The organism is Streptococcus pseudopneumoniae (genome assembly GCF_001073085.1).
Taxonomy (GTDB): domain Bacteria; phylum Bacillota; class Bacilli; order Lactobacillales; family Streptococcaceae; genus Streptococcus; species Streptococcus pseudopneumoniae_M.
Genome location: NZ_JVFV01000032.1, coordinates 42,412 through 64,301 on the forward strand (window position 1 = coordinate 42,412; position 21,890 = coordinate 64,301).

General features: G+C 38.5%; 25 protein-coding genes. 2 read left to right on the forward strand and 23 right to left on the reverse strand.

Annotation, left to right across the window (positions count from 1 at the left end):
• Positions 1–19: 19 nt before the first annotated feature.
• From alr to ADH90_RS06895, 23 genes are all read right to left on the reverse strand, one after another.
• Complete coding sequence (alr, locus tag ADH90_RS06785; RefSeq protein ID WP_049530550.1) at positions 20–1,123, reverse strand: alanine racemase; 1,104 nt, start codon at positions 1,121–1,123, stop codon at positions 20–22.
• Entirely contained in the window at positions 1,113–1,475 is a 363-nt protein-coding gene (gene acpS, locus ADH90_RS06790; protein WP_049503983.1) for a holo-ACP synthase, read from the reverse strand. Before acpS ends, alr begins: the two co-directional genes overlap by 11 nt.
• A 45-nt stretch (positions 1,476–1,520) precedes the next feature.
• Positions 1,521–2,552, reverse strand: a complete 1,032-nt coding sequence (locus ADH90_RS06795) for a 3-deoxy-7-phosphoheptulonate synthase (RefSeq protein WP_049530551.1) — start codon at positions 2,550–2,552, stop codon at positions 1,521–1,523.
• 1 nt (position 2,553) lies between these two features.
• Positions 2,554–3,585, reverse strand: coding sequence for a 3-deoxy-7-phosphoheptulonate synthase (locus tag ADH90_RS06800; RefSeq protein WP_000232201.1), 1,032 nt, complete (start codon positions 3,583–3,585; stop codon positions 2,554–2,556).
• A gap of 80 nt (positions 3,586–3,665) precedes the next feature.
• Entirely contained in the window at positions 3,666–6,179 is a 2,514-nt protein-coding gene (gene secA / locus ADH90_RS06805) for a preprotein translocase subunit SecA (RefSeq protein ID WP_049530552.1), read from the reverse strand.
• Between the two features lie 663 nt (positions 6,180–6,842).
• Positions 6,843–7,436, reverse strand: a complete 594-nt coding sequence (locus ADH90_RS06815) for a LemA family protein (RefSeq protein WP_000790850.1) — start codon at positions 7,434–7,436, stop codon at positions 6,843–6,845.
• A gap of 38 nt (positions 7,437–7,474) precedes the next feature.
• Entirely contained in the window at positions 7,475–8,335 is an 861-nt protein-coding gene (locus ADH90_RS06820; protein ID WP_000760786.1) for a TPM domain-containing protein, read from the reverse strand.
• Between the two features lie 627 nt (positions 8,336–8,962).
• On the reverse strand, positions 8,963–9,241 hold the full coding sequence (locus ADH90_RS06825) for a DUF5960 family protein (protein ID WP_049530554.1): 279 nt from the start codon (positions 9,239–9,241) through the stop codon (positions 8,963–8,965).
• The gene (locus ADH90_RS06830) at positions 9,234–9,596 is read right to left on the reverse strand and encodes a hypothetical protein (RefSeq protein WP_049530555.1); all 363 of its coding nucleotides are present in this window, start codon (positions 9,594–9,596) and stop codon (positions 9,234–9,236) included. The genes ADH90_RS06825 and ADH90_RS06830 overlap by 8 nt, the downstream gene beginning before the upstream one ends.
• Positions 9,593–11,008, reverse strand: coding sequence for a Y-family DNA polymerase (locus ADH90_RS06835; protein WP_049530556.1), 1,416 nt, complete (start codon positions 11,006–11,008; stop codon positions 9,593–9,595). The genes ADH90_RS06830 and ADH90_RS06835 overlap by 4 nt, the downstream gene beginning before the upstream one ends.
• A gap of 3 nt (positions 11,009–11,011) precedes the next feature.
• On the reverse strand, positions 11,012–11,698 hold the full coding sequence (locus ADH90_RS06840) for an XRE family transcriptional regulator (RefSeq protein WP_049530557.1): 687 nt from the start codon (positions 11,696–11,698) through the stop codon (positions 11,012–11,014).
• A gap of 146 nt (positions 11,699–11,844) precedes the next feature.
• A complete protein-coding gene (locus tag ADH90_RS06845; RefSeq protein WP_049530558.1) occupies positions 11,845–12,357 on the reverse strand; it encodes a GNAT family N-acetyltransferase in 513 nt (170 codons plus the stop codon).
• Positions 12,358–12,744: 387 nt separating this feature from the next.
• A complete protein-coding gene (locus ADH90_RS06850; RefSeq protein WP_049530559.1) occupies positions 12,745–13,308 on the reverse strand; it encodes a hypothetical protein in 564 nt (187 codons plus the stop codon).
• Between the two features lie 64 nt (positions 13,309–13,372).
• On the reverse strand, positions 13,373–13,633 hold the full coding sequence (locus ADH90_RS06855; protein WP_049530560.1) for a hypothetical protein: 261 nt from the start codon (positions 13,631–13,633) through the stop codon (positions 13,373–13,375).
• A gap of 112 nt (positions 13,634–13,745) precedes the next feature.
• Positions 13,746–14,063 (reverse strand): hypothetical protein, encoded by a 318-nt coding sequence (locus ADH90_RS06860; protein WP_049530561.1) that lies wholly within the window; start codon positions 14,061–14,063, stop codon positions 13,746–13,748.
• Between the two features lie 94 nt (positions 14,064–14,157).
• Positions 14,158–14,547, reverse strand: a complete 390-nt coding sequence (locus ADH90_RS06865) for a hypothetical protein (RefSeq protein ID WP_239681992.1) — start codon at positions 14,545–14,547, stop codon at positions 14,158–14,160.
• Positions 14,548–14,636: 89 nt separating this feature from the next.
• The gene (locus ADH90_RS06870; protein ID WP_049530563.1) at positions 14,637–15,083 is read right to left on the reverse strand and encodes a hypothetical protein; all 447 of its coding nucleotides are present in this window, start codon (positions 15,081–15,083) and stop codon (positions 14,637–14,639) included.
• 88 nt (positions 15,084–15,171) lie between these two features.
• Positions 15,172–15,516, reverse strand: coding sequence for a hypothetical protein (locus ADH90_RS06875; RefSeq protein WP_049530564.1), 345 nt, complete (start codon positions 15,514–15,516; stop codon positions 15,172–15,174).
• 43 nt (positions 15,517–15,559) lie between these two features.
• Positions 15,560–15,880, reverse strand: a complete 321-nt coding sequence (locus tag ADH90_RS06880) for a DUF6881 domain-containing protein (protein ID WP_049530565.1) — start codon at positions 15,878–15,880, stop codon at positions 15,560–15,562.
• 212 nt (positions 15,881–16,092) lie between these two features.
• Positions 16,093–16,509 carry a hypothetical protein gene (locus tag ADH90_RS11355; RefSeq protein ID WP_049530567.1) on the reverse strand — a complete coding sequence of 139 codons (417 nt, stop codon included), beginning with the start codon at positions 16,507–16,509 and terminating at the stop codon, positions 16,093–16,095.
• A gap of 198 nt (positions 16,510–16,707) precedes the next feature.
• Positions 16,708–16,866, reverse strand: coding sequence for an Imm70 family immunity protein (locus ADH90_RS11195; RefSeq protein WP_152904487.1), 159 nt, complete (start codon positions 16,864–16,866; stop codon positions 16,708–16,710).
• A 530-nt stretch (positions 16,867–17,396) separates the two neighbouring features.
• Entirely contained in the window at positions 17,397–18,344 is a 948-nt protein-coding gene (locus ADH90_RS06890; protein ID WP_049530568.1) for an AEC family transporter, read from the reverse strand.
• 77 nt (positions 18,345–18,421) lie between these two features.
• Complete coding sequence (locus ADH90_RS06895) at positions 18,422–20,047, reverse strand: malolactic enzyme (protein WP_049530569.1); 1,626 nt, start codon at positions 20,045–20,047, stop codon at positions 18,422–18,424.
• Between the two features lie 358 nt (positions 20,048–20,405).
• Here ADH90_RS06895 and ADH90_RS06900 point away from each other — a divergent pair, with 358 nt between their 5' ends.
• Complete coding sequence (locus ADH90_RS06900) at positions 20,406–20,756, forward strand: helix-turn-helix domain-containing protein (RefSeq protein WP_004250856.1); 351 nt, start codon at positions 20,406–20,408, stop codon at positions 20,754–20,756.
• 127 nt (positions 20,757–20,883) lie between these two features.
• Complete coding sequence (locus tag ADH90_RS06905; protein ID WP_049530571.1) at positions 20,884–21,762, forward strand: LysR family transcriptional regulator; 879 nt, start codon at positions 20,884–20,886, stop codon at positions 21,760–21,762.
• Positions 21,763–21,890: the final 128 nt, after the last annotated feature.

Consider the following 21,890-nt stretch of genomic DNA (forward strand, 5'->3'; position numbering starts at 1 on the left):
TCTCCTTTCCTTCTGTTTTTTAATAATATTCTCTCGGAATTCGATCACTGAGGAGACAAACTACCTCATAATTGATCGTTCCTCGGTAGACTGCTACATCTGTTGCAGTAATTTCTTGATCACCATCTGCACCAATCAAGGTTACCTTGGTACCCAATGGATAAAGCTTAGGCAAACGAACCGTGATTTGGTCCATGGATACACGTCCTACGATGGGGCACAATTGTCCATCTACCAGAACTGAGAAATTCTGCATATCTCGTGTCCAACCATCTGCATAACCTATCGGTACCGTTGCAATGACTTGCTCACCGTCTGCTTGATAAGTTGCTCCGTAACCCATACAAGCCCCAGCTGGGACTGTTTTAACATGAACAATAGCTGACTCCAAAGTTAAGGCTGGTTTTAGTTCATAAGGCAATTCCAAAACTTGTCCACTTGGATTGAGACCATACATGGAATCTCCCATGCGAACAGCACTGAAAATAGTTTCTGCATGCCATAGAGTCGTTGCGGAGTTACTAGCATGAACCAATTCTGGTACTTCTTGCAAGCCAGCAAGTATTTCCTTGAAACACTCTAACTGTTCCTTAAAATAGCTATCCGACTCTTCATCAGCAGTTGCAAAGTGTGTAAAGATTCCCTCAACATTTGCTCCATGCTCCTTGAGTAAAGTTTGAGCTTCTTCAGCCTCGCTTGCACTTCTAAAACCAATCCGTCCCATACCTGAGTCAATTTTAAGGTGAACAGTTAAACCTGATAAGTCTGACTCTGTGGCTATGAGTTTCTGGATCCATTCCACCCCAGCCACTGTCAAGGTAATATCAAAGTCCTTAGCCAATGAAAGAGATTCAACCTCAGATACTCCTAAAATAAGAATCTTCTTAGAAATTCCTGCCTGACGAAGCTCGATGGCTTCATCGATATTAGAAACGCAAAAACCATCAACGTCATCCTGGATAGCTGTTGCAACAGCAACCGCTCCGTGTCCATAGGCATTGGCTTTTACAACTGCCCATTTGAGGGTATCTTGGGGAATGTGCGCTCCCATTTGTTGGATATTGTAGCGAATTGCTTCTAGATGAATAAGGGCCTTGGTTGGTCTATGTGGACTAGTTTTCATAATCTTCCTCCAAAATAACACTAGCTGTCACAAACTGATCTGTATGGCTGATAGATAGCCAAACTTTTCCTGAAAACGGGGATTTGCTGAAGTAGGGAGCACCTCTTTCATTGTTCAAGATTTCCAAGTCTTGAAAGCCCAACTTCCCAATTCCCGTTCCCATAGCCTTTGAGAAAGCCTCTTTAGCTGACCAACGACCAGCCAAATACTCAATCTGTCTACGACCTTTGAGACTGACAAAGCGCTTCAATTCCTTGTCTGTCAAAACACGCTGCGCAAAGCCTTCTCTTTTTTCAACTGCATGTTGTATGGAAGCTAATGCTTCGATATCGATTCCGTGTCCAACTATCATTTTCGTCAAAAAGAGTTGAGGTTCCCCCAACTCCATCCTTTTCACTTATTTTGTTAAGGTAGTATAGATTTCTTCTACCAAGGCTACTGTGTTTTCCCATCCTAGACATGGGTCTGTAATAGAACAACCAAAGATTTCTGGTTGATTTTGGCGACCATCTGCCAAGTAAGATTCAATCATGAAACCTCGAACTGTCTTCTTGATCTTTTCATTCCAGTCACGATTGAGCAGAGCCTGACGAACAATTCGAACTTGCTCCATATATTGCTTGCCTGAATTATCATGGTTAGTATCAATCATGATAAAAGGATTTTCAAGCCCCATAGACTCGTAACGGCCGATAGCATCTAAGAGAGTTTCATAGTAGAAGTTTGGTTCATTCTTCCCATATTCATTCATAGCTCCACGAAGGATAACGTGGGCCAGGGGATTACCTGAAGTCTCAACTTCTTGTCCATGGTAAAGAAATGTTTGCTTGTTTTGTGCAGCATAGATGGCATTAAACATAACAGATAGATTTCCTGAGGTTGGATTTTTCATCCCCACTGGTGCATCAATCCCTGAAGCTACAAAACGGTGTTCTTGGTCTTCTACTGAGCGCGCACCCACGGCATGGTAGCTTACCAAGTCGTCAACTAAAACTAGATTGGATGGATAAAGCATTTCATCCGCTGTAGTCAATCCAGTTTCTGTAATTACCCGATAATGAAGCTGACGAACAGCCTGCAAACCATTAATCAAGCTTGGAGCTTTAGAAGTATCTGGCTGATGAACCAAGCCCTTGTAGCCATCTCCATTGGTACGTGGTTTGGCCGTGTAAACACGCATAACCATGAAAATCTTATCTGCCACTTTTTTCTGCAAGTCTGCCAAACGACGGGCATACTCTAGGACTGCTTCTTCATTATCAGACGAACAAGGCCCAATGACCAAAAGGATACGATCATCCTTACCTGAAAGGATATCTGCTAGTTCTTGGTCTCGGCTTTCCTTATGTTGCAAGGTTTCTGCAGATAGCCGTGTTTCCGCCTTAATCGCTTCAATATCGATTTCTTGACCTTTTTCAATAAATGCCATATTATTCTCCTAGTCTTTGGTAGATTTCGCGCACAAGAGCCTCAGTATTTTCCCATCCTAGACATGGATCGGTGATAGATTTTCCAAAGACCTCTGGTTCATTTTGACGACCGTCTTCTAGATAAGACTCAATCATGAATCCACGAACATATTTTTTAATCTTTTCATTCCAATCGCGGTTAATCAAGGTCTGACGAACGATGCGAATCTGATCCATATACTGCTTTCCTGAGTTATCATGGTTGGTATCAATGATGATAAATGGATTTTCAAGGCCCATCTTTTCATACTGGGCAATGGTATCCATCAAATTATCATAGTAGTAGTTAGGGATATTTTTCCCGTATTCGTTGAGGGCACCACGGAGAATGGCATGGGATAGAGGATTTCCAGTAGTTTCGACTTCTTTTCCTAGGAAAAGGAAACTCTGCTTGTTTTGCGCTGCATAAATACCGTTGAACATGACATTGAGATTTCCAGACGTTGGATTTTTAAAACCTGTCGCAAAATCCGCTCCACTAGCTACAAAACGGTGTTGTTGGTCTTCAACCGAACGAGCTCCAACAGCCATATAAGAAATCAAGTCATCTACCAGAGGAAGGTTTTCTGGGTACAACATTTCATCCGCTGTCGTCATTCCTGTTTCAGAAATAACACGGTAATGCAGGTGACGAACCGCCTTGATCCCATTGATGAGACTAGGTGCTTCTTTGGCATTTGGTTGGTGAATCAAGCCCTTATAGCCATCACCATTAGTACGTGGTTTAGCAGTGTAGACGCGCATGACCATAAAGACGCGGTCTTTGACTTCTTCTTGCAGTTTTGCCAAACGCTTAGCATATTCGAGAACTGCTTCTTCATTGTCAGATGAACAAGGACCAATCACCAACAAAATGCGTTGATCTTCACCACGAATAATCGCTTCAAGTTCTTGATCGCGTTGTTGTTTATTAGCCAGTGCTTGTCCTTCTAATTTAGATAAACTACGAACTTCTTCAATATTAATTTTAGGGCTTTTTGCTGTAAATACCATTATTCATCTCCTTATAAAGCAAACGGACGCCAAGCGAAAATTCACTTTTCACTAGGCATCCGCCTGAAAATTAGTCAATTTTAACGTCGTTTACCATGACAGTTTTTAAATTTCTTACCAGAACCACATGGGCACAAGTCGTTACGCTTAACTTGGCTAAGATCCAAATCTGCAGGAAGCTCAGTCTGTTGCGCAGCAATATTACGAGTAGCTGTCGTACTGATATGACGCTCTGCTTGTGGACGCTCTTGTTCATGAATTTGTGCTTTCATCATCAAACGGGTCACATCAAACTCAATGGAACCAATCATATCATTAAACATACGGAAACCTTCTGCTTGATACTCAACGACAGGGTTATTCTGAGCATAACCACGGAGACCAACAGCATTACGCAACTGATCAAGAGCATCGATATGGTCTGTCCACTTGTTATCTACAACACGTAGGATCAAGACTTTTTGGAATTCTTTAACAGCTTCCTCATCACGAAGTTTAGCAACTTGACTATCGTAGACTTTCAAGGCACGTTGGTAAAGTTCATCTTTGATCGCTTGGTCTGACAAACCTTCTAGGTCTGAAAGTGAAATTGAATCTTCTGGAAGCAAGTTATATCTTGCAAAATTCAAGATAGCTTCTAGTTTTTCATCTTGTTTAGCACGCGCATGATTATCAACAACACGATTAATAGTGCGTTTAATCATTGCATGAATCTCAGGAGCCAAGTCGCGATCAGCAGTGATGACATCGTAACGTTGTGAGTAGATAATCTCACGTTGCTCACGCATGACATCATCGTATTGAAGGACTTGTTTACGTGTGTCGTAGTTGTTTCCTTCAACACGTTTTTGTGCTGCTTCAACCTGACGTGTCAACATACGAGATTTGATCGCTTCGTCTGACATATTGAGACGTTCAAAGACACCCTTCAAGCGCTCTGAACCGAAACGTTTCATCAAATCATCTTCCAGAGAAAGGTAGAATTGTGACTCCCCTGGGTCTCCTTGACGTCCTGAACGTCCACGAAGCTGGTTATCGATACGACGACTTTCATGGCGTTCTGTACCAATGACACAAAGTCCACCAAGTTCACGAACACCTTCACCAAGCTTAATATCAGTACCACGACCGGCCATGTTGGTTGCGATAGTGATCGCACCACGTTGACCAGCATTCATGATGATTTGCGCTTCTCTGTAGTGGTTTTTAGCATTCAATACTTCGTGAGGTACGCCTGCTTCAACCAATTTCTTAGAAAGAAAATCACTGGTTTCAACGGCAACAGTACCTACCAAGACAGGTTGACCTTTTTGGTAACGCGCCTTAACATCTTCTACCACAGCCTTGAATTTTGCATCGAGACTAGCGTAAAGAAGGTCTGAATGGTCAATACGTTGGATCGGACGGTTAGTAGGAATTGGAATAACACGAATGTTGTAGATTTCGCGGAATTCTTCTTCTTCTGTTTTACCAGTACCTGTCATACCTGCCAATTTTTTATACATACGGAAAAGGTTTTGGTAGGTAATCGATGCTGATGTTTTGGTCTCATCTTGGATTGGCACACCTTCTTTAGCTTCAATCGCTTGGTGCAAACCATCAGAGTAACGACGACCTTCCATGGTACGACCTGTAAATTGGTCGACAATCAAGATTTCTTGTTCTTCGCTGACCACATAGTCAATATCAAGAATCATAATGTAGTTAGCACGAAGGGCATTGTCGATAAAGTGAGTCAAGGCTACGTTTTCGATATCGTAGAGATTTTCTAGTTTGAAGTAGCTTTCAGCCTTGTCAATACCAGAATCAGATAAACCAATTGTCTTAGACTGAATATCAATGATATAGTCATCCTTATCCAAAGACTTCACAAAATGGTCCGCCATATGGTAGAGTTGGCTAGTTTCAACTGCATTGGCTCCTGAAACGATCAAAGGAGTACGAGCTTCGTCAATCAAGATAGAGTCTACCTCATCGACCAAGGCGTAGTTGAGTGGACGTTGAACCATATTCTCCGCACGAACAACCATGTTATCACGGAGGTAGTCAAATCCGATTTCTGAGTTGGTTGAGTATGTGATATCACACTCATAAGCTTCTTTTTTCTCCATTGGAGATTTGGCTGCCAAGTTGATCCCTACTGACAAACCAAGCCATGAGTACAACTCACCCATCTCAGTCGCGTCACGTTCTGATAGATACTCATTGACCGTAACTACGTGTACACCTTTACCTGAAAGGGCGTTTAGGTAAACAGGCATTGTCGCTGTCAAGGTTTTCCCCTCACCAGTACGCATCTCAGGAACGTCACCATGGTGAAGAACGATTCCCCCCATAACCTGAACCTTATACGGGAAAAGACCAAGAACACGCTTAGCTCCCTCGCGTACAACAGCAAACGCCTCATACAAAAGTTGGTCAAGAGTCTCACCATTTTGATAGCGTTGCTTAAATTCTTCTGTCTTAGCTTGCAACTGCTCGTCTGTCAAAGCAGCCATTTCATCTTCGTATTTGAGGACTTTATCAGCCATCTTTTCTAGGCGGCGAAGTTCCCCTTTATCATTTTCGATGATTGTTTTTAGTAAATTTGCCATTTTTTTCCTTACTTTAAATTCTGAATATTTTAGAATGTTCTTTTTATTGTAGCATATTTGCCCATTTTTTTCAAGAAATATTCCGTTTTCCCTTAGGGCAAAAAAGGGCTAATCAAGGTGATTAGTTCCCTTAAAATTCCTATTCCGAGTCTAGTTTTCTTCATTAATGCTTCTAGCTAGTTTATCCATGAAAAAATTGCCATCATTTTCTATTAGGTAAAAGCTTGCCCATTTCTTTCAAGGAAGACTGGATTTCTTCTTTTCCAATCGTAACTTATTCATAAATTTTAGACAAGTATAAACTATCCAGTCATTGAGTAAGGATAAAAAGACTAAAACTATCCATATCAACCACCTAGCTAAATCCTTGGGTTCTAGTAAAATAAAGTTAAATAAGACTAGCGAAAAAAGAGTGAAAGCTAGACTAAACAAGGCCATGAGAGGTAAATAAATCCAGTAAAAATAGTAAAGGAATGAAAAGTGTTTTCTTCCTGGTCGTGCCTTCCTTTGCCAACTAAAAAAGAAAAAATAGGGCACTAAAATCAACAATTGTAGCAACTTCTCCATCTCATCACCTCCAGAACTGTTTCCTATTTTTATTATAGCAAAAAGACCTGGAAAGTAGTTTCCAGATCTTGCAATTCTTAGAAATAAACGGCCCCTCTACTGTTTTGATGTAGAAGTACTAAAATCAACCTTTGGAGCTGTCTTGGCTTCTTCGCTTTCTTTGAAGGTTTCTGCTTCTTTAAAGTTCATCATATTAGCAAAGAGAACAGTTGGGAAGCTTCTTAATTTTTGATTGTAGTCAGTTGCTGCCTGGTTGTAATCCTTGCGGGCTACAAAAATACGATTTTCGCTTCCAGCCAACTCCGTCATGAGTTGTTCCACATTTTGATTGCTCTTAAGCTCAGGATAGTTTTCTGTCAACACAAGCAGGCGTGAAATAGCTGAACTCAACTCACCTTGAGCCTCTTGGTTTTCCTTTGAAGTAACAGAGCCATTCCCAATTTTTGCACGTGCTTCTGCAATCTGGGTGAAGACCTCTGTCTCATGGTTCATTTGTCCCTTTACAGACTCTACCAGATTTCCAATCAAGTCTGAACGACGTTGGAGGGCTGTCGCTACATTTGCTTGAGCTTGTTCTACCTTGGTCTGTTCGGAGACAAGACCGTTATAAGTACCTACAACCGAGCAACCTCCCAGCAAGATAATGGCTAGTAAAATGCTCAATACATAAATGATTCCTTTATTTTTCATATCTAAACCTACTCATTTCTTTAAATTTTATACTAACATTACCAATCATCAGAGGAACCTCCACCGTCAAAGCCTCCGCCGTCCCAGCCACCAGAAGAATCTGAACCTGAGTCTGACCAAGATGAATCTGAATCGGATGAGTCACTAAACCACCAGCCACCGCTAGACGAGTCACCGTTACGAGAACTTCCACCTCCTCTGATAACGGCAATAATGACTCCAATGATATATACCACCATCATGAATCCAAAGAAATCTTTTATGGGGTCATTTTTTTGACTGTAATTTGAGGAACTGCTTCTATTTCGACTCGATTTTTTACCACTGATGCTATCGGAGTAACGTCTGATTTTGGCGGAAGCATCTGCAAACGACGTTTCATCAGATGAAAAGGTTCCACTTCCCTTATAAAACTGATTATCCAAAGCTTTGGCAATCGCTAGAATCCCCTTACTATAGTCCCCATTTTTAAAATCTGTACGACTGGCTGCCAAGATCTGCTTGGTTTGATAGTCTGTTATCCTGATAGCAGTGTTATTACTGGTTTCAATTCTTGATTTTCGATCTTGAACAGCTACCACAATCAAACTTCCAAAATTATCTCCTGAATAACCTATCTTCCAGGCTCTAGCAGTCTCATTAGCTACTGTTTCAATGCTTTCTCCTTCTAAACTGTCCACGATATAAACTCCCACTTGAAGCTTTTCTGCCTTTTTACTATTAGCTTCATTCAAATCACGAATTTGTGTGATAGTGTCCTCTGTCAAATAGTGATTTGGATCGTAGATACCATAGTCTGGTTTTTCAGGTGCTGTGAACGCTGATAGGAAGAGAAATACCATCAGCAATCCAAGGATACGCGCCAAGAAACTTTTCTTTAACAATCTATATTTTTTCATAATAACCTCCCTGTGCAAGGAAAATTGTTTAGAGAATTATAGCATTTTGATTTTTATAAAAAAAGTACATTTTCATTACAAATCTATGACAAGAACTAAGAAAATGATGTTGTTTTGATGACAAATCTGACTCTCTATTCTGCATTAAATGGTCTAAATTTCCACCATATTGACTGCAATCTCTAGAAGGAATAAGCAGAGGCACTCGAAACCAATCTTAGATAAATTTTGGATCTGTTGGCAAGCCTTATTTCTTGGCATTATAGTTCATAAGATTTGCATTTCTTGATATTCAACAACTCATGACAAAAGAGAGGCTTTGAGAGGGAGGAATTCCTCTGTACTACACCCCCGAAAAATTTAACTTTCGGGGTCTATACATTCTTAAATCTACTAGTCTTTGTATTCTTGTGGAGAGAAATTTTTATTTTACAATATGATAAAAAATATAGTCATCGATATATTTATCTACTGATCAAACATTTTTTACGTTTTTTCCGTTATTCTCAAAATTTTCAAATCACTTGATGAATTTATAATGTTTTAGCACTCTCTGTTAGGGGTGCTATTTCACTGGGTAATTTATTTTCAAAATAAATATAGGCTTCATCTGTCATAGCGTTCAAATTATCTATTCACATGCTTTTTATAGTGAAAACTTCTACATCCTACGCGATAATCTATCTCAAAATAATAATAATGATCTCTGCCATCTTTGGCATTTTCCTTGTTTAAAACAAAGTAGTTCTTTTGGTTGATGGCCATGGTCCGTAGGATATCATCAATGAGAAAGGTCAGGGGTACATTCATGGTAGAGTACTTTTGAAAATCTTCTTCAAAGCGGATGTAATCATCTGAGAAGTAATCCATCTGCAATTTGTTTTCATATAACTCTTTTCTAGTCATCAACTTCCTCCTGACAAAGTTGGATTGTGAGAATATCATCTACCTTTATTAATCGATAACCTTCATCCGTTCTAACAGAGATTTCTTGAGGAGATAATTCTCTTACTTCACCCAATATCGTGCTTTTATAATTTTTCTCCTTGACCACAAAAGAGCCTTTTTGTCGTCCAACGTAGAGCTGGGAAAGCCACAACAATTTCTCAACTGGATTCAAATCAGGCGATACATCGACACGATTTTTTTCTGCACTGAGTGAACTGGTATGCTCCGATAAGAAAAATCCCATCCACTTCTGCATGCCTGGATCCTGGTAGTCCCTCGCGGATTGAAAAGGTAAGTAAGAACGATCAATCATTTGAGTCCATCTAATCCTCCAGCAGAATGCCCTCCGATCAGCTTACTTCTGGCAATACTTCTCGATGCATCCTCTAAGGCAGTCGCCTTCAAGAGAGAAGTAAATCCGAATTGTTCTCGAATGGAATCAATGGCAGTCTGGAGCCTTTCTTCTTTTTCTAGCTTGTCAACATCATCAAAAAGGGAAATTAAAGCAAAGGACTCGTCCACAAATCCTGAATAACTAACGGCAACACTTCTGACAGCCCCAGAAGTATATTTGCTATGGAATAATTTCAGTACATAACTGACTAAAAGACTGGTATTATTGGTCGGCTCAACCTTCATCTGGGTATGGATGGAGCGTTTTTGTTCCTGCTTAGAAAAACTAAGATGGATAGACACAACTGTCGTCTTCTTTCTGGCCCGTCGAAGCCTGATAGCCACCTGCTCAGCCATCTCTCGGAAGATAACTTCGATATCTCGCTGCTTGACATAGTCTCTCGGTAAAATTTGCGAATTGCCTAAGCCGTGAGATTTTGGCTTATAAGGCTTATGAACATTACTCTCATCTATTCCATTGGCATGAAACCACAAGCGTAGTCCAGCTTGGCCAAGCTCCTTCTTCAGGACATCAGGATTGCTATTGGCTAATTCCTTAATCGAATAGATTTCCAAGCTATTCAAGCGCTTCTCCATCCGATGCCCAATCCCCCAAAAGTCGGTCATCTTTGGAATGGACCAGACCTTATCCTCCACATCTTGGTAAGACCAATTGGCTCGCATAGTCGGTGTGTGCTTAGCTTCATTATCCAAGGCCAACTTAGCAAGCAGAGGATTGGCATTCGACATACCGACTGTCGAGTAAATCCCGGTCTGCCGCCAGATATCTCTCTGGATACGAGCCGAAAGCATGTCCAGCTTATCTTTACGAGAAATCTGCTGGTCCGGAACAAAATAATTGAGCGAACTGGTTAGATCAATAAAGCCTTCATCAATTGAATAAGGATAAATATCATCTGGACTGCCATAGTTATGAAAGATTCGTTGGATTTCCATATTGACTGCAATATACTTATCCATCCGAGGAGGAACAATGACGGTCACTTGAGCCCAATCCTCGATAAATTTCACATAAGCTGAATCCGTAGGTAGGCCTTGTTTCTTAGCATTGTAGTAGGAAAATTTGCGCGTCTTGATATCAAAAGGCATATCATGAGCTCGACCAACATTTGCTTTCCCAAACACCTTTTTAAACATAGGCGAGGAGGCAAGAATAAGCCCAACAGAATTATCCGCCCGACTCATGACACAAAGGGAGGTTTTAAGAGGATGAAGCCCTCTTTCCACACACTCAACACTGGCATAAAAGGACTTCATATCGACAAAGGCAATATCACTTTTGGGCTCTCTGGAATAATCAAAGTAGCCCATAGACTATCCCTCCATTGGCACAAAGTTACCCACGATAATGCCTACAATCCTCGGATCTTCCTCATAGGAGATGAAAATATCCTTGTATTTAGGATTGATGGAGACTAGACGTAAACCTTCTGCCTCTCGATAGACCCGTTTGATATAGGTCTGGTTATTGCAAACCACTGCATAGACTGCCCCGTCATAATCAAATCCGGTCTCTCGAATCAGAGCCACGGAACCGTTTTGATATTTAGGTTCCATAGAATCCCCTGATACCCAGGAAGCAAAATCATGAGCCAGTTCCTCATTGAAATAAACCGTATCAAAGTTGCGATCATCATAAACTGAAGCTCCGATACCGGCTGACATACGTTCGTAGACATGATACTCGAAAAGTTTTTCTGGCATGGTCGTTACCTTCTTGGCTTGTTCTTCTTGAACCAGGTTGCGAGCATAAACTACCACCTTTTCTTTCCCTTGATTAGAGAGGCTATTGTAGAGACGGACAATCTCAATTTGGGTGAAATAGCCTTTTGGTACTTTTAAGATTTTCTCTAGCTGACTAACCTTTTCTTCGGAAGGCTCCTTGACTCCACGCTCCCAAGCCGAATAAGCCTGAAAACTAATGCCAAGCTGCTCTGCAATCTCTTTCTGTGTTAATTTTAGCTCTTTTCTCCGAGCCTTGAGTTTCTCTGGTTGGTACATATTTTACCTCCTAGCGTGATGTTTTCATCGTAGGTTGATTCTATTTTAAAAATTCAACCATTTTGGTTTATTTTTATTATATAAAAAAAGTAGACGAATGTCTACTAGGAATGTTGAGTTTTGGCAAACGACTGGTAATGATGATGCTATAGATTCCTTATCTCAAATATCGCCGTATGAATCCACTCGTTATTCATTTGAAAGTCATTTTCTATGATTTTACTAAAGGTGAAACCGTTTTTTAAAAGCACTCTCTGAGAGGCCAGATTGTCCGTTGCCGTCCCTGCGATAATCTTATGTAAACCATAAGTAGTAAAGGCCTTTTCTAAAACGAGTTTAACTGCTTCGCTTGCATATCCTAAATTAGTAACATTTTCTCCAATCCTATATCCAAGTTCTGCTGTTTTTCGATCATCCTCTAAGACACTTAAATTGATTCTTCCGACCATAGTACCTTGTGCATCTCTAATAAGATGCATGTAGACATCATGATTCTCTTGTTCCCTTAACAATTCCCTTGTAATTTCTTTAAAACCTTCTGAATCAAAATAGGTAGCTGATCTAGGAGGTAAATTCCGCTCAAAATACTCTCTATTTTCTTTTTCAAAAGAATAAACATCTATGCTATTTTCTTCAGACATCAACTCTAAACTTATCATTGTAAACCATCTCCTATCATTCTTTAAACTCAAATTTACTCATGTTCATACAAAGTGATATTTACAAAATTTAAAGAGATATCTTAATTTTTTCATATCGTATCTACATTATAACACAACATACTATGAAGAAAAATAATATCCATCAAAGTCCTCATAAATTCCAACATCTTGCTAAACAGGCTGGAATGCCTATGGAAGCTATTTTAAAAGCACTAACCCACAGCGATACATGCTTTCCTATCAGAGCAAATACGACTCTTATCCTGGCATTTAGTTACAGATCAAACTCTAACTTGACATCTAGAAATTCCAATCGTGGGTTTAGCATATTTCAAAGTAAGATGAAGTTTTCAAGGGTGCGACCAGTTATCTTTGTAAAAACATTTAATAAAAGTCACTCGTCCAGAAGGGTACTTGCTTATATTCTTTTAAAGCTAGAGAAAGTTTCCTATTTCCAAATTCAATCTCAAAATAATCGTATAAGTCTTTGCCATAGTAAATAATATCTAAATCCACTACTGATAAAATCGGCATCTCCTGATTCTCATAACTAGGGAGAAAACGATGCCCATATAAGGGGATTAAGCGAGGTGCTGATCCTAATATTTTCCTGATTTGTACATTTCTGTCCAAGAGTGTAGTCGGCTCGATTCCCCAAGATGCATCCCACACCAGTTCATCCAAACTTTCCAAAATTCCATCATAGGGAGCAGCTAGGTTCCGTTTTATATGTTCTATATTTTCAGCTGAGAAATCTCTCCAGTTATAAAAACCTTCTGAAATAGGCAACAATTGTTGATAGACTGCCAACCACTGCTCAGGAAATTCAATTCCATAGATTGTCTCAACTTTTTGTATTTCTTCATCACTTAGACCTGGTTCCAAAGAAATTCCATTCTCGAGCAATAGCATCTTAATCCTATCGATTTTCAAAAGATCTCCAACCATTTCCTCTCCTCCTATTCACTCCCTATTTTATGGAGATTAGAGCACATGTCACATCTTAGCTAAATTAAAATGACTTCAAAAAATCAACAACCCCATCATGTAATTGTATATTCTTATTTAAAACTTCCTTACTCTCTTTATCAGATAACTCTAAATTCATATTACGATAGCCATCCAACAATTCCATCATCAAAACCAAAGTATCATAACTAACATTAAAAAGCAGTTCTTCTTTAGTTAAATCACTCTGATGGATATTCATATTTACAGCTTGCTCCTGGATGATTTTTAGTTCTTGTAAAAATAGTGCTTGCTTATCTGTCATGCTTTATCTAGTCTTTCTATTTTTATTATGGGTATATTGAACTTCCTTATCGCACAGGCCTGGAGATTCAAGTTACCAAAATTCTCTCTTTGACAAATGAAGATTGTTCCTGTCATAAGATAAATTTCCTGAATAATTCTGGAATTCCACCTTCCTGTGTCAATAAAGTCTTTACAGCAAAATCATTATCGCAAAAAACGATTTCTTGAAAGACATTATCCATTCTCCACTCGATTTCCGTATAAGAAATATTATCATTTTCTACATTAACAATTTTAAACCAACCTATTGTCACTCCATAAAAAATAATCTCTTCCAATATCTGAGGCGAATATCCTTTATTTTTAATAAAAAACAAAAATAAAGTCGAAATAATAGCATCTTCTTCAACTATCGAGAGTAAGAGTTCTCTTAAATCCTCAAAAATCATTTTATTTACCTCCAGTCAGCTCCTCACTGATCTCATCTCTTTTGATTTCTACCAAAGTATTACGTTCGCTAATCTTATAATAGCCTATCAAATCTCAATACTCTTCACAGATAACTTCAATGTCCTTATCTGAAATAGTTCGATTAGATTTTAGGATAAATTTTTTAATACTATTTATATCCTCATCTGTCAGATGTTCAACGCGAAATTCAATGATAAAATCGACGATATCGCTATTTCCTGAAATAATAATCATCGCATCTTCAACAACTCTTCCTACAAATATTTGCCTCACATGCAAATATCCAGTAGCTGGACTCGAAAAATACCGCTCCCACTTTATAGCACTTGAATAACTTAGTTCCTGGTCCTTATAATAAAAGTGAGAAGTAACAATCTTCTGGCTAACATCTAATAAATTCAATAAGCTATCTATCATGGTTACGTCTGCTACCGCTATTCTCAATTCAACACTTAACATCATTTCATTCCTATTTATCAATACTCAGTAATAAATTACACGTTTTTTGTTGTTCTTCGATCCGTTATGATAACCGTTTAGGTACACTTTACTCATTCTACAGTTTCACGATCCTGCCAAAAGAACTGAGCATCCTTTAAATCAAGATGTTCTATCTGAATATCGCGGCAAACAATTGTCATTTGCAACAAACCAATATCAACCATACACTTCACAAAATCAGGATTCTCCTCATAAATTTGTAAAGAAATTTCTTGACCATGATGATGCAATTCCCCTCTAGTCATATCTTTGACATGTTTATCTTTTCTCCACTGGATGTCTAAAGCATCATTGCTATACTCTACTTTTGCGCATACTAAAAACTTAATTTCCCAGTATTTTTCTTTGTTATGATAATCTTCTATGCACAAAGAAACCTCATCTCCAAAATAGGATATCTTTAAATCTAGTATTCCCATTTCCCAATAATCTAGTTCTTCAAGCTCTTTTTGCTTGGTAGATAAATCAAACAGCAACAAGATTTTTCTCCTTCCCATTTATCTCCAAATAAATTCCTCAGATATTTATAGATGACTATTTTCATCAATAGCGCTAAGCTCTACCAAGGTTCAGCCTAACACCAAGTCACCGTCTATCTTGAAGATTACACTCCTCAATGTATTCTAACCAGGCATCAATAGTGGGAAACACTTCTCTTTGCTCCCATCCTATATCAGCAAAGTCATGAATGATATGCACTAGAGTACTATCAACATCTTCAAAACAGGCGATATCATCATTATCACCTCTCCTTGCAAATGGATATAATGTTCGCTCAGGATATCTTGTTTGAAGACCTCGAAATCTTCTCACTGTTTCATCGTCATTCATCAAGTACCATACACCAAAATCAACCCTACCTTCGGAAACTAAATCCTTTAATGATTGTGGATAGGAAAAGAAAGAATGCTCAAATGTAATGTCCGACATGAATGTTCCCCCTTGTTACTATTGAAAAAACAGCAAATACTTGTTACCTTTCGGCCCATTTAGCTAATTTGATACAATAATCTTCGATTAAAGCTTCTGTGTCATACATTTTTAGAATATTCTCAAAATCTATCGCTGATATTTCAGATACATCAAACTCCCCTATAGCATTTATTGCATCAAAATCACTTGGATATGGAGCTTCTCCCAACTCCAAAGGTGTCCGATTATCAAAATAAGCTACGTGTCCATTATGGTAGATATCTAATCGTTTCGTTTCATAGCGCTCCTCGTCTATTTCAGAATACATTATGATCGGATCACAGTCATTCGTGTGATTCCAAATTGTTTTATAATACAACATTCAGTCCCCCTAATTCCCCAACTATCTATCCAGTCAAAATCATCTCTCTTTAGATACCACCCATAACATGGACTAAGTAAGTCTTTAGTTTAATTTCAACTCGTATTCTCCCAATTTTCCGTGATAATGTCCATCTACAATTCTTTCATCTGTCACACGGTCCAAAACACAGTTTACTAAGACTTGTTCCGATAGCTACTTTTAAAGCAGGTTTAATGGCTCCCACCTACTAAGCTAGTAAACCAATCATCATAAAATTGTTTCTGTTCTGCGACACTGACACAGTTTAAGTTTGGTTTATCTTGGTCAAAAATCTCATAAACATTGTTTAAACTGGCTTGTTTTCTCATTTCTAAGAAATAGGCTTTTTCTCCTCCAAAATTCAGCTGCATCGGAGAAGGAAATACACACTTGTCAGCTCCATTGCATTGGAGAACCCCTCCTTCCTTTTCCAAATCCAGACGATAGTTCGTAAGCGCCTCAAAGAAAGAGTCAGCTTCATAGCGTTTAAAACCCGAATCTCTATCAACATCAAGAATACATAATTCTTCGCTATCTCTAATAAAAATCTGACAAGTTTCTATTCTATTCTCATCCTTATAATAAATCGGCAATAAAACGACTCTCATTTCCCACCTCTGCTGATTTTTTGTAAAATCTTTTACTTTAAATTTTTCACTATTTCGAGCATCCGTCTCATAACTTAGTCCTGCACAAGCAAGAAAATCTACAAACTAGAAATCTCAACACTTTTCCCCATAGAAATTGCATGTTCAAAGCCCAAAATATTATCATAAGACGATAATTTGCTAAACTATACTCTATAGTTAGAGTAGACAATTCTTTAAATAATATACTGAAACTCTCCCCTGATACAATTCATTCATAAGGATTGGATAACGACTACCCCAATTTGCATTTTCAAGACGGACAAAGACAGTTGAAAAAAGGAATTCAAAATCCAATTGTCTAATAGAACAAGCCAACCTTTAAGACAAGTGACATCGTAATCCCCATAAATTTATTTCAACAGAAAATCAGTTATTCTAAGCTATTATAGCATTCTTTCAAGTAAAGTTGTATGGGCTTTTCTTAAATTCATTAAAAAACACCTCATGGTGTGAACCACGAAGTGTTTCGAAACGTTGATAGTATCGTGTTGATGAACCTTTTGAGGCAACTGACTTTGTCAGGTTGCAGCCACATTTGTAAGCGACTAAAGTCGCAACAACTGTGTCAATTGCACCAATTTAGTATGGAAGCATAAAAAGAACACCTCGAAAGGTGCTCTTTGTAAGTATAGTCATTCTTTCGAAGAACGTTTACTAAATTGTGAAGCTTTACGAGCTTTTTTCAATCCTAGTTTGAAAAGTCTGGCTTTTAGGACAGCTCGAAAGCGCTTGATAGGAAACGTCCGAAGAGTTTCTGCCGATTTTGATTTCAAGAAATAGGAATAGATGTATCTATAATAGTGAAATTTCTTAACGCAAAACTTTCAATCCTATCCTCTACCTTCTTATCCTAATAAAGTTTGTAATATTGGAATAACAACGATAAATAGAACCGTACTTAGAGTCACCACATTCGTAGAGAATTCCACATCTCCTTTTCCCTGATTAGCAAGAATCGGAAGAACAGCTAAAGCTGGTGTAGAGGACTGAATCATAAAGGTCTTAAATTCTACTGTCGCCATATTTGGTGCAAAGAACTTCAATACAAGAAGCATGATTAGAGGAGCCAGGATAAAGCGTCCAACTAAAGTGACAATTGTATCTTTATCAAAAGTAATAGTTTTCAAGCCTGCCTTTGCAAGAACGATACCAATATAAATCAGAGATAGGGGAGTGACGATATTTCCAACATAGGTTAAGGTATTCGTTGCGAAATCTGGAATAGAGATTCGGAGAATCAAAAATAGCAGAGCCACAAGAAAACCTACAAGCGGAGCTGGTAGCAATTTCTTCCAGTCAAATTTACTCGTCTCCTTGCTTTGACCCGATTTACTGTCACTCGTCATCAAATACACGCCCAATGTCCAGGTGGAAATCGTGTTGGTGATATAGTAAATTAAGAAATAAGGAAGAGCCTGATCCCCAAAAAGAGCAACGTTTAAAGGTAAACCAATAAAAATAGTATTGGCATTCACAAAGGTATTAATCATGGTTCCTCGCCGTCCTGGACGAACCTTGAAAGCCATAACTGCAATATAAGCTACGATATAGCCCAAGATAAAGGCCACAAATGTATAAAGGAGACCTCCAGAAAGACTGATTAGTTTATCTAGTGTTAGGTATTTCATTACCGACACAAAGATTGACGCTGGCAAGGCTACATTCATGATCAAACGAGATAGGTTAGGTCCAAAGGCATCTCCAAACCATCCCTTCACCTGAAGAATATACCCCAAAACAATAATAGCGATAATCGGAATGATACTCGTAATCGAGGTTAAAAAGAGTGACATAGGTATCCTTTCTAAATTACTTAAGTCCACAACCCATACAAATCTGTCGCTAGCGAAGGATAGACAGTAGCAATGAATTATTTATACTCTGGATACCACTTCAAATCACGAACTGCTTTGGCCATATCTGTTTCCTTAGCACGCGCAAGACCTTGCTCTTGTGCTTTTTTAGCGACTGCTTCTGCTACTTTAATAGAAACATCTGCTACATACTTGAATGGTGGCAAGACAGGAGCTCCTGGTTGGCCTGGATTGACAATACCACTCAATGAATGAGCTGCTGCTCCAATCATTTCATCAGTCAAAAGACTTGCTTCAGAAGCCAGCATACCTAGACCAAGACCTGGGTAAATCAAGGCATTATTGGCTTGACCAATCACATAGTCTACACCTTTATAAGAAACTGTATCAGAAGGAATTCCTGTTGCGACAAAAGCTTTGCCATCTGACCATTCAATCAAATCTTTGGCACTAGCTTCTGCTAGCTTGGTTGGATTTGACAAAGGGAAAATCATCGGACGTTCTGTGTTTTCACACATAGCCTCTACTATTTCTTTAGTGAAGGTATTAGGTTGAGTTGAAGTTCCTACAAGAATGGTTGGCTTCACAGTCTTCACTACTTCAAGCAGGTCAGTCAACTTGTCTGCGTTACTAAAGTCAGCACGTTTCTTAGCAAACGGTTTTTGTTCAGGAGTTAGGTCATCCATGTCATCAAAGAGAAGACCTTGTTTATCAACCATAAAGAAACGTTTATAGGCTTCTTCTTCAGAAATACCTTCACTCACCATTTCACGAAGAACACGAGAGGCAATTCCTGCACCCGCAGTACCACCACCATAGCAGAGATAAACTTGATCTGTTAATTTTTCACCACTAATATCCAGTGAACCAAAGATACCACCCAAGGTAACGATTCCTGTACCTTGAATATCATCATTAAAAGTTGGAATTTGTTTTCGGTATTTTTCAAGAATATTGGCAGCATTCAAGCGGCCGAAGTCTTCCCAGTGAAGGTAAAGTTTAGAAAAGAGACGTTCTGCTGTTTGAACAAATTGGTCAATGAAGTCGTAGTAACGATCACCGCGAACCCGTTCGTGACGATTCCCTAAGTAATTAGGGTTGTTACGAAGTTCTTCACGGTTAGTCCCTGCATCAATAACTAAAGGAAGAACCATAGAAGGATCGATTCCAGCAGCACCCGTGTAGACCATCAATTTCCCAACAGAAATATCGACACCATTTGTTCCCCAGTCACCGATTCCAAGGATTCCTTCTGCATCTGTTACAACAATGAGACGAATCTCGCGATCCCCAGCAGCATTTTTCAAAGTGGCTTCAATATTTTCAGGATGATTGATATCAAGATATCCCGCATATTGGGGATCTACAAAGAGGTCACTATAGCCTTCAATGGTATCTGCAATGGTTGGATCGTATACAATTGGATTAAATTCTTCCAAATGTTGAGAAAAGAGGTAATAGAAAAGAGTTCGGTTGGTATTAAAAATTTCCATTAGGAAAAGACGCTTTTCCAAATCATTGGCTTTTGTTTGCATTTGTGCATAAGTTTGCGCCGCTTGTTCTTCGATCGTTTGAACATACGGTGGCAGTAAACCAATAAGACCTAGTTCCTTTCGCTCCTCTAAGGTAAAGGCAGTACCTTTATTGAGGAAAGGATTGTTTAAAATATCATGTGCAGTCATAGTGCAACCTCCTTTTTACTTCTATTATACCACTTAAATGAACCGTTTGGAAAACTTTGTTGTTTATAAAATACAATCGTGTACGCATATGTTATAATGAGTCTACGAAGACATTTTTCTAATAAGCTCTTTTATACTTAAAACACTATTGTTAATGGCACTTTAAGTTATTATATTTTATAAAGTTCTGAACTCATAAAACTCTCGATGATCACTCTTTACTAAAAGTTTCGAGTAAAAGAAACTAATCATACAAATTGGCAATCCGAATTAAAATAAATATTATATAAGTTTGTTATACAATACTTTGTATTTTTTAAGATGTTTTTTTGTCATGCAAAACTTGTATTCTATTTATATGACGAATAAAAACTATTTACAACAATATATTTCCCAAAAAGTGAAATATTTTCGAACACAGAAAAAAATGAGCCAGGAAGAACTTTCGGAACAAGCGGGGCTCGGGCTTAAGTATATCAATCAACTTGAAAACCAAAATGTGAATCTGACCATTCACAGTCTTGAAAAAGTGATTGTCGCCCTAAAGATGACCCCAGAGGAATTTTTCAATTTTGATAGCCTTGAATCAACCTCTGATAAGACCGACAATCTTTCACTCAAAAGAATCAACATGAAGATTAAACAGCTCCCTATTGATAAACGAGAAAAGATGTTGGTCATTTTTGAAAGTATCTTAGATAACCTTTGATATCCCTGACTCACTTACATTTTAACCGGCGAATACTCGTATAGTCAAATTGTAGGATACGGATAAGATTTATTTATCTGGTGATTTCCACTTATTTTCCTTCTCCAACTAATGAAAGTGAGCCCATATGAATTTAAAAGATCTACAATATTTTTATGACCTCTGCCATCTTCAATCCTATACGGAAGTAGCAAAACAACACAAAGTCAGCCAACCATCTATTTCTTATGCCATCAAGCGCTTAGAGGAATCTTTTAATTGCAAATTGATTCACCACGATCCCTCGCATCGTTCCTTCAAACTAACTCCTCAAGGGAAAATCCTTCTAAAGCATACAGAAAAGATCTTACCTGAGGTCATTTCTACTCGCAAAGAAATCAATCGTTCCTTGGCCCAATACTCTACTGTAGGATTCCCTCCTATTATCATTCAGTATCTCTTTGCTGCCTTACACGAAAAAGACCAATTCGATTTTTTAAAAAAGGTGCGCCCTATCCGTGGTGGCTCCGTGGAGTTATTAAACCTTCTCCTCAATGGAGACCTTGATGCAAGCCTACTCGGTTTGATTGAACCACTCAATCATCCTTCAATAGAGACGCATGAACTCTTTCAAAAAGAACTGTATGTCGTTTTATCTAAGAACCATCCTCTTGCTACTGCTCCTTCCCTCGCTTTTGAAGAATTAGTAGAGCAATCCTTTATACTTTTAGACGAACACTTTGTTCACCTGAAAGCTTTTGAACTACTTAATCAAAAGTATCAAAACAAGGCAGAAATATTCTTCAAGAGTGACGACATTGTCATCATTAAAGAACTTTTAAAGAAAGGGATTGGCCTTAGTTTACTGGCAGATATCGCACTTTCTGATGAAGATGATGATTTAATAAAAATCCCTCTAATACCGGAGGACCAGATAACATTTACAGTTTATTACGCTTATCTCAAATCAGCTACACCGTCATCAGAAGTAGAGGCCTTATTTAATCTAATTAAATCATATGAATAGAAAAACTCTAACTATCAACTACCTGATAGCTAGAGTTTTTTACATTGTAGACATTAAACGAACATAAAGAGAAATAAGGAATTATCGATTAATCTTTTCAGTTACCTGATACCCTTCACCAAGATTCT